Source organism: Devosia sp. (assembly GCF_030689745.1).
GTDB lineage: Bacteria > Pseudomonadota > Alphaproteobacteria > Rhizobiales > Devosiaceae > Devosia > Devosia alba.
In genome coordinates this window covers 21,255-38,269 of sequence record NZ_JAUYGL010000050.1, presented here as the reverse complement: position 1 = coordinate 38,269, position 17,015 = coordinate 21,255, and the positions used below count along the sequence as shown (strand labels likewise).

The following is a 17,015-nucleotide window of genomic DNA, read 5'->3' as shown; positions in this document are numbered from 1 at the left end:
GCTGATGCTGCGCTCATAAGGACGCACATAAGAGCGCAGCATAATGCACATGACGGTTCTTTCGGGCTCGGAGCGTCGACGTCGCTGGAGCCCGGCGGAGCGTGAAGAGCTCGTGCTGGCGTCGTTCGTGCCAGGTGCGGTGATTGCCGAAGTTGCACGGCAGTTCGATGTGTCGACGAGCCTGATCTACAAGTGGCGCCGCGACGTCCAGCCGTCCGATGCTATGGTTATGCCCGCGATCATAGCCGAGAGCGAGGCTCCTGCGGTACCGGCCGTGCCAGTGGATGTCCTTTCAGGCAGTCCGGCGATCCGTCTGGATCTGGCTGGTGGGACGACGGTGAGCATTGCCGTGACGGCGCCCGCTCGGTTGGTCCTGACGGTGCTGCGGGCACTGCGATGATCCCGGTTCGCTCCGACGTCCGTGTATGGCTGGCCAGCGGCCATACCGATATGCGCAAGGGGACGGGCTGGTTGGCGCGCCTGATCCAGGAAGGGCTGGGACGGGACCCGTTTGCCGGGGACGTGTTCGTGTTTCGGGACGAAACGGGTCGCTGATCAAGGCGCTCTGGCATGATGGCATCGGTCTGTCGCTGTATGCCAAGCGGCTGGAGCGCGGGCGCTTCATCTGGCCCTCCACGGTGGGCGGCGTGGTGCATCTGAGCGGCGCCCTGATGAGATATCTTCTCGAAGGGATCAACTGGCGCAACCCGCAGCAGGGCTGGCGCCCGACGCGGGCGGGATAGTTCGCATTTTCTTCGGCCATGGAGCATTTTCTGCTTCGCGCCGGGGGGCGGCTATGATTCCATCATGGTCATGCAAGCCAGCGTTTCGCCCATGCCCGATGACGTGGAAGCCCTCCAGGCGGCGTTGGCGGCTGCCAGCCTGCGGGCGGATCAGGCCGAGGTTGCACTGCTGGGCGTTCTAGCTGAGCGGTCCGATGACCAGGCGCTGATCGCCCACCTCAAGCTGCAGATCGAGAAGCTCAGGCACCAGCTTTCGGCAGCAAGTCCGAGCGCAGCCGGCGTTTGCTGGACCAGCTCGAGCTGCAGCTCGAGGAGCTGGAAGCCACAGCCAGCCAGGATGAGGCAGTGGCCCAGATTGCGGCCTGCAAGGTCGCCGGTACACCCGGCTTTGAACGCTGCCGCCCATCACGCCAGCCCTTCCCCGAGCGTCTACCGCGCGAGCGTCGTGTCATTACTGCGCCCTGTGCCTGTCCAGCCTGCGGCGGAAAGCGGTTGAGCCGGATCGGTGAAGATATCACCGAGACGCTCGAGGTCATCCCGCGCCAGTGGAAGGTCATCCAGACGGTTCGCGAGAAGGTCGCCTGCCGGGACTGCCAGAAGATCAGCCAGCCACCGGCGCCGTTCCATGTGGTGGCCCGCGGCTGGGCTGGTCCAAGCTTTCTGGCAATAATGCTGTTCGAGAAGTACGGGCAACACCAGCCGCTCAACCGGCAGGTCGAACGCTATGGCCGTGAAGGTGTGCCGCTGAGCCTGTCGACCTTGGCTGACCAGGTTGGTGCGGCCGCGGCCGTGCTCGAGCCCTTGCACCATCGGCTTGCCGCACATGTTATGTCAGCCGAACGGCTGCACGGGGACGATACAACCGTGCCGGTGTTGGCCAGGGGCAAGACGGCAACCGGCCGGATCTGGACCTACGTCCGGGACGATCGATCCTTTGGCGGACCCGCGCCGCCGGCGGCACTGTTCTTCTATTCGCCCAACCGCGCCGGTGAACATCCACGCCAGCATCTGCCGATTGGTCAGGGATTCTGCAGGCCGATGCCTATGGCGGTTATGCCCGGCTCTATGATGCTGGCCGCCAACCTGGGCTGATCATCGAGGCAGGATGCTGGAGCCATGCGCGCCGCGCCTTATTCGTGCTGGCCGATATCGAAGCAAGCGCCCGGCGCAGGGCTGACGGCAAGAAGCCGGCGTCGATCTCGCCGCTTGCCCTCGAGATCGTGCAGCGCATGGATCGCCTGCTCGAGGTCGAGCGCGCCGTCAACGGCCACTCTTCGCTTGCTCGCCTCGCGGCTCGCCAGGAGCGCAGCGCGTCATTGGTGGACGAACTCGAGGACCTGATGCTCAAGCACCGCCCCGGCTTGTCGCGGCGCGACGATCTGGCCAAGGCCATGGACTATATGCTCAAGCGCTGGCCGGTGTTCACCCGGTTCCTTCATGGCGGGCGCGTGTGCATGACCAACAATGCCGCAGAACGGCCTCTGAGAGGCATTGCTCTTGGGCGCAAGGCATGGCTGTTCGCCGGATCTGACCGTGGTGGGCAGCGGGCCGCCTTCATGTACAGCCTGATCGTCACCGCCAAGCTCAACGATATTGACCCGCAGGCTTGGCTGGCCGATGTTCTGGCCCGTATTGCCGACCATCGCAGTCATCAGCTGGACGACCTTCTGCCCTGGAACTGGGTGGCCTGGCAACAGATCAGGAAGATCGCGTGAACAGCGACCGCATTGCCCGGCTCCACATCCAGCTCGACGATGTGGAGCCCGCCATCTGGCGGCGCGTCGAGGTGCCATTGACCAGCACTTTCAAGGCCGTTCACGACGTCATTCAGGCCGTTATGCTGTTTGAGGACTATCATCTCTTCCAGTTCGAGATCGGCGACCGCCGCTATGGCTATGCCGATCCCGACTGGGGTGACGAGATGCGCGACGCCCGCTACCTCCGGCTTGGCGCAGTCCTGGCCCGCGGCGAGGCCCGATTCACCTATACCTATGATTTCGGCGACGACTGGCGCCATAGCGTTGTGGTCGAGGACGTTGCCGCCGCAAACCCGATGCTCGATTACCCGCGCTTTGCCGAGGGCGCCCGTCGCGCTCGCCCAGAAGATGTCGGCGGCCTCCCGGGCTTCGAAGAGTTCCTCGACGCCATGACCGACCCAAAGCATCCTGAGCACGACAGCGTCATGACCTGGTATGGCCGCCCCTTCGAACCGGACGATATCGGCCTGGTACTATCACCGCGCGCCTCGCCAAACTCGCCAAGCGCCGGGCCCAAGGCAAGGCGGGATTCGTGAAAAGCCGAAATCGCATCAACTAAACGGCGAGACACTCGCCCCGCGGAGTTCACCGGATGCTTACTCTGACGGCAGACACGGCAACCCAAAACGCCCCACCGAGAGGCCTCGGCGGGGTGGTACAATCGCTACGGTATGGGACGAAGCGGCTAAACTTCGAAGATGCGCTTGGCAGTCTGGTGCAAGCAGGGGCCGGGCCCATCGGACTCGATCATGTAGTTGTCACAGATCACCGAAAAGGTTTCACCGTCATCAAAACCGGGGTGAACTGCAAGGCACATGCCGGTCTGGATGGTCATGGTCTCGTCGCGCCTGATCAGGGGTCGTTCCACCATGTCGACGCCCTGCCCATGGGCGTAAAGTCGGGTTTCTGGCTGCAACCCGTACTCGATCATCCAGTCATCATGTGCCCGAGCGATTTCGGCAGCGGGTGTCCCCGGCAGCAGCAGCGACAGGCTATGATCCTGAGCGGCGCGCATGAGCTCGAACCTTTCCAGTAGCTGGGAAGAAGCCTTGCCCAGCACAATAGTACGCGCGATTTCGGTATAGAGCCCGGATGGGCCATTCACCTCGATCAGCAGGGAGAAATGATCCCCAACCTGCAGGGTACGGCCCTGCAGTGCCCGTCCCATAAAACGGGAGGACACTCCCAGAGGGGCTGAGGTGCCGAGCAAAATTCCCTGGTCACTGCCCAAGCGATGCGCCTCGGCCTGGGCGGTGTTGGCGATATCGATATCGGACAGCCCAGGCCGAATTGTTGCGCAGACCTTGGCAAAAACAGCATCCTGCAAGGCCGCAACAGCACCGAGAGCAGCAATCTCTTCGGAGCTCTTGATCGCCTTGATCACATCAAGACTATTGCTGGCATCGCTCAATTCAAGGCCGCTGACCGCCCGCAAGGCGTCAACAATTGCGCTGGGCAAAGCGTCCGGTGCCAGCACGCCGACACGGCGCACGCCGGTTCGGCGCAACTCGGCCACCAGCAGATCAGCATCATAACGGTTGCTATAGGCGATCGAAGCAAACGAGGGAGTGTGGACAAGCCGGCCGACGCCGCGGTAGGCGGGGTTGTCGGCCAAATCCGTCCGAACCACGTCAAATGCCCCCATTTCGATGCTGGTCATCGGTTGATCGGCGTAGAAGATAATTGTGCGCGGATAGCCATTGCTCGCCGCCAGATCGGTGAACCAGCGAACATAGCCGCCTACCCAGTCACTGGCGTTCTGCATCACCAGAGCATCAATTCCTTCGGCGGCCATCATCACGCGGGCGGCGGTCCAGCGACGTTCCAGTTCAGCTTGAGAGATGGTGGACCGCAGTCGATTGGACATCATGAGACTATCTCCGGATTGCGCGGGACGCGATTGAGCAGATCGACGAGACCTGTGGCGGCAAAGCGGCACAGATTATCCTGGGTCAGCGGCAATACCTGCTCGGCGTAGACATCGGACATGCCGCCAATATGGGGCGTGACCAAGACTCTTGGGTGCGACCAGAACCGGTGGTCGGCAGGTAGGGGTTCGCTAGCAAAGACATCCAACGCAGCCCCGGCAATCGCGCCGCGATCAAGGTGATGGAGTAATGCCACTTCATCGACACAGCCGCCTCGAGCGATATTGACCAGATGGGCCGAAGGCTTCATCGCCGTCATCACGGCGTCATCAATGATATGATGGGTCTGTTCGGAATAGGGCACAACCACCACCACAAAATCAGCTTCGGCAACCGCCGTGGTGATCTCGCGCCTTGGATAGATTCTGCTGAAGCCGTCAACCGCCCTGCGGCCATCGGAGACGCCCGTCAACACGGCGCCAAACGGCAAGGATCGTGCCGCCAGCGCTTCGGCAATTACGCCCAGTCCGATGATGCAGACTGTCTTGCCCAGCATCAGCGGTTGCGGCCAGCGCTCCCAGCGATGGTGCCGCTGATTGTCGAGCATTGCAGGAAAATTACGCGCCATGGAGAGCATGGACAACACGGCCAACTCGGCCATTTGCGGACCGTGGATGCCGCGGCTATTGGTGATCACCACATCGGGCGCCAATACGGTCATATCGAGCAGATTGTCGTAGCCGGTAGTCAGCGCATGTATCCAGGTCAATTGCGGCATGGTGGCGACCAGTCGGGCGGTAATCCAAGGCGCAAGAGCGATCAATATCTGCGCCTGACCGGCCATGCAGATCGCTTTGTCTTCGCTATCGGCCGCCAGAAAAGTCAGGCTCGGACAAGCGAGTGCCAGCTGCTCGCACATCCACTGGGCATCCTTGTCCAGGATCAACACTGTCGCTGTCATCGCCATGGCTCGCCCCCCCTGCGCTGCGCTCCATCAGTGAAGCTGCTTGTGAGTTTGGCCCAGCTCCATATATGTAATACAATTATGAAATAGGTACATTCTATAACCCATGACTATAGAACTTGACCCAAAACTGCTGCGCTACCTGCAGGCGGTTGACGAATGCGGGACCTTTGTCAAGGCGGCGCAATTCTTAGGCCTGTCGCAGCCAGCCCTGTCCGTGGCCATTGCCCGTCTGGAAGATATCGTCCAGATGCCGCTTGTTGAGCGCGGGCGGCACGGTGCAAAACTCAACGCTGCCGGCGCTATTCTGGCGCGACACGCTACAAGTCTGGCCCATGTACTGACGACGGCACGCGCCGAACTGGAACAGTTCCGCCGTGGGTCAAGCGGGCCCGTGAGCATTGGCGGAACACCACTAGCTATGGCCGGCCTGGTCCCTGAAGCGGTGTCGCAAATATCGAGCAGTGTTGACACTCTTAACCTCTGTCTGGTCGAGGGCGACGATGGCGCCCTATTGGACAAACTTGAGCGGCACGAAATCGATATGGCAGTCTGTACACTGATGCCCGGCAACCAGCGCGCTTGCATCAAGGCCGTGCCGTTATTCACAGCGCGCATGATCGTCGCGGTTCGCCCTGGTCATGAATTTGCTGATCGGGGCCGGATATCACTCCGACACCTCGCCGGGAAAACCTGGGCGCTACCGCCCAAAGGCGACGCATTCCGGCAGTCAATTGAGGCGCTGCTGGCCACCCATCAAATTGCCGTCCCGCACAATATTGTCGAAGCAGAACATGCCGAAACCCTCAAACGCGTTGTCATGGCATCTGAGGCGGTGATGTTGCTGTCGCATCAGGTCGCGCTGGCCGAGCTGACTGCTGGCGCGCTGGTGCCCCTCGAACTTGACGAGGCGCCAGCGCCGCGTCAGTTCGCTCTGCACTTGCCCAGTCAAAGACAGCAAAGCGCTTTTGCACAAGCAATGGCCGAGCATATTCAAAGAATTGCCCCACACTATAGCTCCCCTGCGTTACCCTAGCAGGCTGTTGAAGAAGTCACTCGGGCAGGCAGACGAAGGCTGCAACATTGCCCACATAGATGTGGCAGCGGTCGCCGATCGGCCTCTCCGTGGACCCGTCGGCCCCCGCCGCATCGCTTCCAGCACCTGCTCAGTGCCGTTCCCAAGCCGGCCGAATCCAAAAACACCGATAGCCGCTGCCTGTGACTCGCGGGTTCGTTCCCCGGGAACTTTCGGGCGCCTATCGGCAGCCGAAACTCTTCACGGAAGGCGACAGGTAGTCAGGATTCGTGTGAGCAGACATTGAACGGTGCGCGGCGAGAGGAAAGCCCGGCGCCCTGACTTGCATGAAGGCCTGCGACAAGTTTTGGGCCTCTCACTCGACGCAAGGGTATCCCGACCTTCACGCCAAAAGCCCCCCTTCGCCGTCTCAATGCGAATAAATGTGGTTCAAAACCCCTGGCGACGCAGTTCCGTCGCAATGCGCGCGCGCGAAGTCGCTTCACGCGTCGGGAAGGCTGCGAAATAGTGCTCCGAAGTCGCGTCTGGCTGAAGCCGGCGGACCTTCTGTCGCCAACGGCCCGCCTTTTCGTGGCGACCGGCCAGCCCGTTGGCGACGAGTGCGATCATGGCGATCAGAAAATGTGCTCCCGGCGTAGTGGCCGCACGGTCGGCCCAGCCGGCCGCTGCTTCGTGGTCCTCCTGCTGGATCAACATCTGCGCGCGAACGCCGTGAATGCCGTACAGAAGCGGGTCGAGCGGGCTGAGATGCAGCGAGGTATCCAGCGCGCCAAAAACTGCGGTCGCATTTCCCGTGAGCATGGCCGTAAAAGCGGATGCGTAGAAGCCTTGGGCATAATTGGGGTTTAGCGCAGTTGCTCGCGCCAGCCAATCAGCGGCGATCTCTGGATCGTTGGAGAGCCAGAATGTGCGCCCCATGGTGAAGTTCGCGAACGGGTCGAGCGGGTCCAGCTCCAGAGCGCGCTCGGCATGGCGCCGCGCATTGCGTGCTGCCGACGCTGGGTCTGGCGACAGACGCAGGAAAGCTTCCAGAAAACTGGTGAAGGACAAGCCCGCATGGGCCCGCGCAAGCTGGAAATCCGCCTTGACGGCCCGCTCGAAACAGAGCTGCGCCATTGCATTATCGGCTGCCGTGAAACGGTAGAGATGGCCGAGGCCGATATGATAATTCGCCCAGGCGTCCAGTCCGGCCGGATCGCTCAAGCGTGCAATTCGCGCCTCGTTGTAGGGAATGTGAGATTCGAGTGCCGAGACCAGCTGCGCCACGATCCGCGTCCGTAGGTCGCCGACGTCGTCGACGGGAGTCGCGAGCCTTTCCGCCCAGATGATCTCGCGTGAGCTGGAGTCGGTCAGTTCGAGAGTCACTGCGATGGTGCGGGCGGGACACTCGATTACCCCGGACAGGATGTAGCGCGCGGCAAGCGCGGTGGACACCAGGTCAAGGTCGGTGGCGACCTGCCGCAAGCGGAAGGTCGATCCCCGTGCGATTACCGCAAGCCATCGCAGCCGCGAGAGTGCTTCGATGATCTCGTGCGGGATGGCGTCGCCAAGGATGGCAAGCTCTGGCAACATGCCTAACTGCTGGAAGGGCAGTACGGCGATCGAGGGGCGCCCTCCAGGACGGCCAGACGGAATCTGGGCGGGAGCTTGCGAGGCGGCATGCCCGCTCGAGCAGGTCGTCACCTCGGGAACGAAGCGGAATCCCCGTCCGTGAACAGTGCAGATCACGGTCTGTCTCTCGCCATCGTCACCGACCGCCTGGCGCGCCGAGCGGATACGGCTGGAGATGCTGGCGTCCGAGACCGCTTCGCCCTGCCACACCGCGGCAACGATCTCGTCCTTGGTGACCATGTGATCGCGGTTTCGGATGAGATGTATGAGCAGGGAAAGCACCTGCGGCTCCAGCCGCACCGGCACATCGCGGCAGGTGAGAAGAAACCGCTCCGGGTCGATCTGAAAGTCACCGAATGACCAAGTCATAAACAAGCATAGATCAAAATTGTTGGCCTCTACAGGAATTCTTCAGAACTCCGTCAAGCCCGCTCAAAGCGAACGGCGCAGGTTCAAGGAGCGAAACCTGCTTCACCCGTCAGAAACAAAGTAGAGAAGGAGCGTAAGGATGCAAGACAACGCAATAGAGACAAGGCGTTTCGATACGCCGGACCAGCGCCTCGACATGAAGGAGCGGGGCGGCATCTCCATCGTCAAGATGGCCGATGGCAGCGCGGGGATGCACGCGATTTTCGAGCCGGGCTGGACCTGGGAGGCCGACGAGAAACCGTTGCTTGGTTCGCCCGACTCCTGCCCGATGCGGCATACCGGCTATTGTATCTCTGGCAAGCTCATCGTCCGCATGATGGACACGGGCAAGGAAACCCATATCCGCACCGGCGACTTCTTCGAGATTCCGCCGGGGCATGATGCCTATGTCGAAGGTGCCGATCGGGTCGAGCTGATCCTTTTCGCGCCACCCGAACACCAGCACTGACCCCCTGTCGACCCCGTGGATTCGCCTCGGCTGATGAAGATGAGATGGAGATAAATCGATGGACGCTGTGACGATGCGCACAACACAGGGGCGTGGCAGGCTTTTCGCCAGCGTCCTCGAAACCGTGGGAGACACCCCCGCGATCCGAATTAACAATCTCGCCCCGGCCAGTGTCGACCTTTACGTCAAGGCAGAGGCCTTCAACCCGGCCGGGTCGGTCAAGGACCGGCTGGCGCTCAATATCATCGAGGAAGCCGAACGCGACGGAAGCCTCAGTCCCGGCCAGACGGTCGTCGAGGCAACCTCGGGCAACACCGGTATCGGTCTGGCGATGGTCTGCGCGGCCAAGGGCTACCCGCTGGTCGTGACAATGGCAGACAGCTTTTCCATCGAACGGCGCAAGCTGATGCGCATGCTCGGCGCCAAGGTGGTCTTGACGCCGCGCACCCAGAAGGGTTTCGGCATGTATAGAAAGGCCGTCGAACTGGCCGAGGCGAATGGCTGGTTCCTGGCGCGGCAGTTCGAGACCAAGGCCAATGCCGGCATCCACGAGGCGACGACCGCGCGCGAGATCATCAATGATTTTGCCGGATCCCGGCTCGACTGGTTCGTCACCGGCTACGGCACCGGCGGCACGGTGGCCGGTGTCGGCCGCGTGCTGCGCCGGGAGCGGCCTGAGACGCGGATCGTGCTCGCCGAGCCCATGAATGCGCAACTGATCGGTAGCGGTCATGTACAGGAGCGCCACCCCAGTGGTGCGCCTGCCTCGAGCCATCCAGCCTTCGAGCCGCATCCGATCCAGGGTTGGACGCCCGACTTCATTCCGCATGTGCTGCAGGAAGCGATCGACTCCAGACTCTACGACGAGGTGACCCCCATCGCCGGCGCCGAAGGGATAAAGTGGGCAAAGTCGCTCGCGCAAAGAGAGGGAATCCTGACCGGCATCTCCGGTGGCGCCAGCTTCGCGGTCGCTCATCAGATATCAGAACGAGCGCCAGCCGGCTCCGTCATCCTGTGCATGCTCCCCGACACCGGCGAGCGCTACATGACAACGCCGCTTTTCGATGGGATCGAAGCGGACATGGATGAGGAGGAAGTGGCCCTCTCGCTGTCGACGCCCGGGTTCCAGCTCGATGCACCGTGACGACGCCACGAGGGAGTGACAAGATGGAGACTTTGCGCCGCGCCGCGGTCCCGGACGCGGAAGAATCGCTCGATCCGGTCGATTGGAGCGATGTCCGGGCGCTCGGTCATCGGATCATCGACGATTCGATCAATTATCTCCGCGACGTCCGGGAGCGCCCCGTGTGGCAGGAAATGCCGGTGGAGGTGAAAACCATGTTCGAGCGGCCCTTGCCGCGCTTTTCAACGCCGCTCGATGCGGTCTACCGGCAGGTAACCGAGAATTTGATGCCCTATCCGATGGGCAACATCCATCCCCGCTTCTGGTCCTGGTACATGGGGTCAAGCAACTTCACTGGCGCGCTGGCCGACCTCCTGGCGGCTGTTCAGGGGTCGAACCTTGGCGGCGGAAACCATGCCGCCGCGTCAATGGACAATCAGGTCGTGAACTGGTGCAAGGAGATGTTGGGTTTTCCCCCGTCTGCCAGCGGAACGCTGGTCAGCGGCGGCTCGATGGCCAACCTGATCGCTCTCACCATCGCGCGCAACGTCAAGGCGGGAGTGAATATCCGCGAGGATGGCGTCGGCGCCATGGAGAGGCCACTGCGTTTGTACGCCTCGGATCAGGTGCATAGCTGCCACCGCAAGGCCGTGGAGGCGGTGGGGCTGGGAAACAAGGCACTCCGGAGAATTCCTTCGGACGCTCGACTGCGTATCGATGTTGCCGCTCTTCGAACAGCGATTGCAGAGGATCGCACCGCCGGATTTCAACCGGCCTGCCTGATCGCCACGGCCGGCACGGTCAACACCGGGGCTATCGATGACCTGGATGCTCTTGCGAATTTGGCAGCGGAAGAAAATCTCTGGCTGCACGTTGACGGCTGCATTGGCGCGCTGCTGGCGATTGCGCCCGGGAATTCATATCGGGTCGCCGGCATCGCGCGCGCCGATTCCGTGGCTCTCGACCCACATAAGTGGCTGCACGCCCCTTTTGAGGTCGGTTGCGTCCTGATCCGGGATGCCTCTGCGCACCGCGGCGCCTTTGCCGTCACGCAGGAATATCTCGAAGCGACGCCGCGGGGCCTCGCATCGGCTGAGTGGCTGTATGAATATGGCCTGCAGACGACGCGGGGCTTTCGGGCGCTAAAGGTCTGGATGGCGCTGCAGGAACATGGCATTGAGAAGTTCGGTCGCCTGATCGACCAGAACATCGCGCAAGCGCACTATCTCAGTCGGTTGATCGAGCAGGAGTCGCTTTTTGAACTGGTCGTGCCGACCAGCATCAACATCGTCTGCTTCCGCTACTGCTTCCCCCGCCTGGACGTTGCCGCGCGGAAGGCACTGAACATCGAGATCATGCTGCGGCTTCAGGAAGAAGGCATCGCCGCTCTTTCAGACACGACGGTTCATGGGGAGCATTGTCTTCGTGTTGCAATCAACAATCACCGGACCCGGCGCGAGGATCTCGTCGTCCTCGTCCAGGAGACGTTGCGCCTTGGAGCGCTGCTGACGCCGTGACTATTTAGTGAGCCAGTGAGTACTGCTGGCCGACGCCGACATCAACACCGCCGTGACAAATGACTCCTCGGTATAGATTTCGCCCTGCATGACGTAGAACTCGCGGTCCACGGGGGCCAGACCCTCCTCGGGCTTAACCAGGATCATGCCATACATCCCGTTGGCGATATGAAGGGCAACCGGGGCGACCGCGCAGTGGTAGACGTATAGGCCCCGGATTGAGGGCCTTGAAGCGAAAGGTGCTGTTGGCATCAAGATGCGCCTCGACTTCGATTGTCTCGAAATCGACGCGGACAGTCTGCGGCTCGGGCCGGGTGATCGAGGGTGGGACATCGGCTGGATCATGGGCGATGTCATTGTGCTCGGTCATGCCCGGATTGACCTAATACAGGCGTCCGCTCAAGCTGGTGGTGCCATGCGACGAGTGGGCCGCCTGCTGGGCGACGAGTGGGCCGCCTGCTGGCTGGCGGCCGCATTGCCCGCATCCTGAGCCAAGGCTGAGCCTTTCAGTTCACTGAGCCACACTGTCAGTGTGCGTCCTGTTCATGACCAGATTGAGACTCAGCCGTGTCGGGGCGCCCGGCCGCGTCAAAAATCTCCGGCGTCTCTGCTCCCTCGACGATCAACTTGCCGACCAGGCCGCGGGCAGCGCGGGACAGGGCATGGTCGACCAGCAAGAGTTCACCTGGCACGTCGAGGGTCAGGTCGACCACAGCGGCGCCTCCTGGCGGCACCGAGATTGTCGAGACATCAAGCATGGGAGCCGTTGACAGTGATCCCAGCGCATAGGCCGTATCGAAAATCTCTCCGATGACGTGGAAGCTGGAATCTTTGTTTGGGCCCCCGACGCCGAAATAGATCCTGATCGTCTCCCCGACCTGTGCCCGCAGCGCGTTTTCTCCCGTCAGCGCCTCCGCGGCGCCGTTGAACACATAGTATTCCGGCTGCTCGTCCAGCAGGCGATCGAGGCTGCTGGTCAACTGCCCCTTGGAGCCGAAATCCTCCGCCGTGTAGATCTCGCCCTGCATGACGTAGAATTCACGGTCCACCGGGGGCAATCCTCCCTCCGGTTCGACCAGGATCAGCCCATACATGCCGTTGGCAATATGCTCGGCCGCCAGCGGTGTCGCGCAATGGTAGACATAGAGACCAGGCTTCATCGCCAGAAACGAAAAGCTCTTGGCCTCGCCAGGCACGGCATGGGTTGCGTCGCCACCACCGCCTGGTCCGGTTGCGGCGTGGAAGTCGACATTGTGGGGCTCGGCACTATCATCGAGATTGTGCAGGTCGACTTCGACGGTGTCGCCCACGCGGGCCCGCACGAAGGGTCCGGGCACCTTCCGGTTGAAAGTCCAGTAATGGTAGGTGGCGCCATCAGCCAGGGTGCCGGTGACCTCCACTGTCTCGAGACCAACCCTGATGGTCTGGGGACCGCGCTGACCGATAGGTCCGGGCAAATCGGTGGCAGCCCGGACGATGTCGAGCGGGGCCGCTGCCGTCCCGTTTTCGACGGGGTGCGCGTGCGAGCCCGCTCCAAGCGTCGGTGAAGTCAGGATGCCAGCGATGGCGAGACCAGCAAGGGCGTGGAGCAGGGACGGGGATGGCATGGCTAACCTTATTTGAAGATGACCGCCTCACTAGGCTTGGGAACCGAAGCCAGGTCTTTGCGCTCGCTCAAATTCGATACCCGCTCTCGGCAACGTGACAGGTGGCGCACTTGGCCACGGAACACTTCTGGAGACGAGCAACCAACCCACACCGCTGGGGTTCCTGCCAGTTTGATAGCGTACGTGACGGACTGGCGCTTGGTTAAATTCGACCGGCAAATCACTACCGCCAGGGTGTTACCCGGAATGCTCAGGTCCCATTCAAATACCACTTGACCTTGCCACCGTGGCCAGTCCGACAAGGTTCGGCAGTACTTCCAGTCTGCCACAAGGCCCCTGACAATGAGCAATCCCAATACCAGCTACACCACCATCGTATCGGCCGCTGACGTCCGCGCATCTAACCTCGTACTCCATCCCTCCACCCTCCGGGAAGGACGGTCACATGTGGCCGCTGAGCGTGCCAATCTATTTGTCGCGTTCGCGCTCTGGATCGCCAAGGCGCAGACCGCTCGGTCACGCAGGACGACACTGGCAAGCCTGCTGGAGCTAGATTATGCCCGGCTGGAAGACCTCGGGATCTCCCGTGACGATTTGATCCAAGCCATGGCCGCCAACGCCCAAGCCGGGCCCATCCTCCACGCTATTCGGGCCCGCAATTCGAGCGTCTGATCGACCAGAGACGCGTCGACGGGAACCTCATCCGGGCCTTCGGGCGGCTTTGCCAGCGATCCCCTTCGACAGCTTGATCGAAACACTGTCGTAAGGCCCCAACGCGATTCTCGTGGTCTTCATGATGCCCCTCACCCGAATAGGTTGGCGAAGCGTGGTCGATCGCGAGCGGGAACTTTGTGACCCGGTGGATTCCACGCCCGGGCCAGCCGGTCCACCGCTCTATCTCAAGGCATCCAGTTAGTTGAAGTGGCGATATTTCATGACGAGAAATGCAAAATCGATAGTTCTAGACATACTTGAAAGCTGCGGCATCACAGCTGGTGGGAGGAATCCCTGGGACCTGCAGGTCCACGACGACCGCCTTTATGGACTCGTACTGTAGCGCGGCAGCCTGGGTCTGGGTGAGGCGTATATGGAGGGGTGACCAGAGGTTCTATCGAATGTGGCGCTACTGCCTGCTCAGTTGTGCCGCGATTTTCCGTGCTCGCCACACCCAGCTTTGGCAATTGGTTATGTCCAAGGACGGACTGCCGGGCGGCTATGTCAGTAGCCTTTAGCTCTGGCCTTTTTATTGGGTCTACACTCCCGGGCGATGACGACCAGAGGGTGGACTTCTCCACGCCGCTGTCGCCGGATCGTCCAGTGGACGCAACGATCGCAGGGGCGACCGGTCGGCTTCTATTGTATCCGCTGCCTGAAGTGTGGCGGTAACCCTTGCCATACACTTCAGCGGGAAGGGTCGGCTTATTCGATCCGCGCCGACCGCAGTCGAAGCGAATTTCCGATGACGCTGACCGAGGAAAGCGCCATGGCGGCGGCAGCGATTGCCGGAGACAAGGTTAACCCGAAGAACGGGTAAAGGACGCCAGCGGCCACCGGGACGCCAGCCGCGTTATAGGCGAAGGCAAAGAACAGGTTTTGGCGGATATTGGCCATGGTTGCCTGCGATAGGGCACGGGCCTTGACGATCCCCATCAGGTCGCCGTTGAGCAGTGTGACGCCGGCACTTTCGATGGCGACATCGGTGCCGGTGCCCATGGCAATGCCGACATCGGCCGCGGCAAGGGCGGGAGCGTCGTTGACGCCGTCCCCAGCCATCGCGACGATACCTCCCTGTTCGCGTAGGCGGTTGACAACCTCGCTCTTGCGCTCCGGCAGCACGTCGGCCTCAACGGCACTGATGCCCAGTTTGCGAGCCACGGCATCCGCCGTTACCTTGTTGTCGCCCGTCATCATCACGACCTTGATGCCGTGTTGTGCCAGTTCTGTCAGGGCGGTCGGCGTGGTCTTGCGGATTGGGTCCGAAATCCCGATCACCCCGGCGAGGCGCTTGTCGATGCCAACCAGGATCGCTGTTGCGCCATCGGCGCGAAGCTCATCGGCACGATCCGTCCAGGTGTCCGTGTCGATCCCAACGGACTTGAGGTATTTGGCACTACCGATATGCAACTGCTGGCCCTCGACCATTCCGGTGAGGCCCTTGCCGACAGGCGAATCCACATCCGTCGGATCCGACAGGTTCAAGCCGTGTTCCTTGGCCGCGTTGACAATGGCGAGGCCCAGTGGATGCTCGCTTGCCCGTTCCAGGCTCGCCGCCAGGCGGAGAAGGCTCTCCTCGCCGCCTTCGTTTGCGGGAATGATGGCGGTGACGGCCGGCTTGCCCTCGGTGAGCGTGCCGGTCTTGTCGACCACGAGAGTATCGACCTTTTCCAGCCGCTCCAGAGCCTCGGCATTCTTGATCAGCAGACCGAGAGTCGCGCCCTTGCCGACGCCGACCATGATGGACATCGGCGTCGCCAGGCCCAGCGCACAGGGACACGCAATGATCAGCACCGAAACCGCTGCCACCAGACCATACGCCAGGCGCGGCTCGGGTCCCCATATGCCCCAGGCGATGAAGGCGACGACGGCGATGCCGATCACCAGCGGCACGAACCAGCCGGACACCTGGTCGGCGAGCTTTTGGATCGGTGCCCGTGAGCGCTGGGCGGCCGCCACCATCTGGACGATCCTCGACAGCAATGTGTCATGGCCGATCTGCATCGCTTCCATCACCACTCCACCGGACTGGTTGATCGTGCCACCGATCAGTCGATCTCCGACTTCCTTGGTGACGGGCATGGATTCCCCGGTGACCATGGATTCATCGAGTGCGCTGCGCCCCTCGATGACCTTACCGTCGACGGGCACCTTTTCGCCGGGCCTGACCCGCAAGCGATCGCCGACAGCGATCATTTCGATGCCGACTTCCTCATCCGATCCATCGGCGCCAATACGCCGCGCCGTCTTCGGCGCCAGATCCAGCAAGGCCTTGATGGCCCCGGAGGTCTGTTCGCGGGCACGCAGTTCGAGCACCTGACCGAGCAGGGCCAAGGCGGTGATCACGGCCGCCGCCTCGAAATATACCGGCACTGCCCCACCCATGCCGCGCATGTCGGCCGGGAAGATGTCCGGCAGGACTGTAGCGATGATGGAATAGAGCCAGGCCACGCCTATGCCCATGGCGATCAGGGTGAACATGTTGAGGCTGCGGTTGACCACGGACGCGGCCCCACGCTCGAAGAACGGCCAGCCGGCCCAGAGCACCACGGGCGTGGCCAGGACCAATTGCACCCAGTTCAGGTTCTGCGGCGATATGAGGGCATGGAAATCGAAGAGATGGCTGCCCATTTCGAGCAGGAACACAGGCACCGCCAGGGCGGTTCCGATCCAGAAGCGACGGGTCATGTCGACCAGTTCGGCGCTCGGACCGGTTTCAGCAGTCGGCATCTCGGGCTCCAGCGTCATGCCGCAGATCGGGCAGTTGCCGGGGTGGTCCTGTCGGATTTGAGGATGCATCGGACAGGTGTAGACCGTGCCGGAGGGTGCCGCAGGTGCCGGCGTTTCGGCTTTGGTGAGATAGGCGGACGGGTCGGCCACGAACTTGTCGTGGCATTTGGCTGAGCAGAAACAATACGTATCGGCTCCATGCTCGGCGCTGAACTTGGCTGTGGCTGGATCGACCGACATACCGCAGACCGGATCCCTCACTTGTTTCCCAGCATGGGTCTTGTGCTGGGCGTGTTGATCATGATGTTGGGACGTACCGCTGGTGCCGCTCATATCACTGTCCTCTGGTTCAATCGCCGAAGTGTGCGCCTTCCCACCGTGACAAGGTCAACCCCTTTCGTCACTTTGTCGTCATCGGCTCGGCAGCGGTCGCCGGACCGCCGTATGGAGGGTATTCTACGACCTTGG

The 17,015-nt window shown here is 61.9% G+C and carries 14 protein-coding genes and 2 pseudogenes; 10 read left to right on the top strand and 6 right to left on the bottom strand.

Features of this window, described 5'->3' with window-relative positions:
- The first annotated feature begins 43 nt into the window (after positions 1-43).
- The 4 genes and pseudogenes from Q8O80_RS04505 (at position 44) to Q8O80_RS04490 (ending at position 3,036) form a co-directional block, all read left to right on the top strand.
- Complete coding sequence (locus Q8O80_RS04505) at positions 44-400, top strand: transposase (protein WP_305577375.1); 357 nt, start codon at positions 44-46, stop codon at positions 398-400.
- A pseudogene (gene tnpB, locus Q8O80_RS04500) lies at positions 397-743 on the top strand (IS66 family insertion sequence element accessory protein TnpB). Before Q8O80_RS04505 ends, tnpB begins: the two are co-directional and overlap by 4 nt.
- 70 nt (positions 744-813) lie before the next feature.
- A pseudogene (locus tag Q8O80_RS04495) lies at positions 814-2,458 on the top strand (IS66 family transposase).
- Positions 2,455-3,036, top strand: coding sequence for a plasmid pRiA4b ORF-3 family protein (locus tag Q8O80_RS04490; RefSeq protein WP_305577373.1), 582 nt, complete (start codon positions 2,455-2,457; stop codon positions 3,034-3,036). Before Q8O80_RS04495 ends, Q8O80_RS04490 begins: the two are co-directional and overlap by 4 nt.
- Positions 3,037-3,185: 149 nt before the next feature.
- On the opposite strand, the gene Q8O80_RS04485 is transcribed toward Q8O80_RS04490, so the two are convergent.
- Together Q8O80_RS04485 and Q8O80_RS04480 are read right to left on the bottom strand one after the other, a co-directional pair.
- Entirely contained in the window at positions 3,186-4,439 is a 1,254-nt protein-coding gene (locus Q8O80_RS04485; RefSeq protein ID WP_305577371.1) for a Xaa-Pro peptidase family protein, read from the bottom strand.
- Complete coding sequence (locus tag Q8O80_RS04480; RefSeq protein WP_305577369.1) at positions 4,367-5,335, bottom strand: D-2-hydroxyacid dehydrogenase; 969 nt, start codon at positions 5,333-5,335, stop codon at positions 4,367-4,369. The genes Q8O80_RS04485 and Q8O80_RS04480 overlap by 73 nt, the downstream gene beginning before the upstream one ends.
- A gap of 103 nt (positions 5,336-5,438) precedes the next feature.
- On the opposite strand from Q8O80_RS04480, the gene Q8O80_RS04475 reads away from it, so the two are divergent.
- Complete coding sequence (locus Q8O80_RS04475) at positions 5,439-6,368, top strand: LysR family transcriptional regulator (protein WP_305577367.1); 930 nt, start codon at positions 5,439-5,441, stop codon at positions 6,366-6,368.
- A 429-nt stretch (positions 6,369-6,797) separates the two neighbouring features.
- Here the strand turns inward: Q8O80_RS04475 and Q8O80_RS04470 are convergent, their stop codons facing one another.
- Positions 6,798-8,348 carry a winged helix-turn-helix domain-containing protein gene (locus Q8O80_RS04470; protein ID WP_305577365.1) on the bottom strand — a complete coding sequence of 517 codons (1,551 nt, stop codon included), beginning with the start codon at positions 8,346-8,348 and terminating at the stop codon, positions 6,798-6,800.
- A gap of 139 nt (positions 8,349-8,487) precedes the next feature.
- Here Q8O80_RS04470 and Q8O80_RS04465 point away from each other — a divergent pair, with 139 nt between their 5' ends.
- Genes Q8O80_RS04465 through Q8O80_RS04455 form a run of 3 tightly spaced genes read left to right on the top strand, consistent with a single transcriptional unit; the run spans position 8,488 to position 11,496 of the window.
- A complete protein-coding gene (locus Q8O80_RS04465) occupies positions 8,488-8,856 on the top strand; it encodes a hypothetical protein (protein ID WP_305577363.1) in 369 nt (122 codons plus the stop codon).
- Positions 8,857-8,914: 58 nt separating this feature from the next.
- On the top strand, positions 8,915-10,000 hold the full coding sequence (locus Q8O80_RS04460; RefSeq protein WP_305577361.1) for a PLP-dependent cysteine synthase family protein: 1,086 nt from the start codon (positions 8,915-8,917) through the stop codon (positions 9,998-10,000).
- 23 nt (positions 10,001-10,023) lie between these two features.
- The gene (locus tag Q8O80_RS04455) at positions 10,024-11,496 is read left to right on the top strand and encodes a pyridoxal-dependent decarboxylase (RefSeq protein WP_305577359.1); all 1,473 of its coding nucleotides are present in this window, start codon (positions 10,024-10,026) and stop codon (positions 11,494-11,496) included.
- Here the strand turns inward: Q8O80_RS04455 and Q8O80_RS04450 are convergent, their stop codons facing one another.
- The gene (locus Q8O80_RS04450) at positions 11,497-11,643 is read right to left on the bottom strand and encodes a hypothetical protein (protein WP_305577357.1); all 147 of its coding nucleotides are present in this window, start codon (positions 11,641-11,643) and stop codon (positions 11,497-11,499) included.
- Positions 11,644-11,752: 109 nt separating this feature from the next.
- On the opposite strand from Q8O80_RS04450, the gene Q8O80_RS04445 reads away from it, so the two are divergent.
- The gene (locus Q8O80_RS04445) at positions 11,753-11,986 is read left to right on the top strand and encodes a hypothetical protein (RefSeq protein WP_305577355.1); all 234 of its coding nucleotides are present in this window, start codon (positions 11,753-11,755) and stop codon (positions 11,984-11,986) included.
- Positions 11,987-12,023: 37 nt separating this feature from the next.
- Here the strand turns inward: Q8O80_RS04445 and nirK are convergent, their stop codons facing one another.
- Positions 12,024-13,103 (bottom strand): copper-containing nitrite reductase, encoded by a 1,080-nt coding sequence (gene nirK, locus Q8O80_RS04440; protein WP_305577353.1) that lies wholly within the window; start codon positions 13,101-13,103, stop codon positions 12,024-12,026.
- 342 nt (positions 13,104-13,445) lie between these two features.
- Here nirK and Q8O80_RS04435 point away from each other — a divergent pair, with 342 nt between their 5' ends.
- Entirely contained in the window at positions 13,446-13,775 is a 330-nt protein-coding gene (locus Q8O80_RS04435; RefSeq protein WP_305577351.1) for a hypothetical protein, read from the top strand.
- A 747-nt stretch (positions 13,776-14,522) separates the two neighbouring features.
- Here the strand turns inward: Q8O80_RS04435 and Q8O80_RS04430 are convergent.
- Entirely contained in the window at positions 14,523-16,880 is a 2,358-nt protein-coding gene (locus Q8O80_RS04430; RefSeq protein WP_305577349.1) for a heavy metal translocating P-type ATPase, read from the bottom strand.
- Between the last annotated feature and the right edge of the window lie 135 nt (positions 16,881-17,015).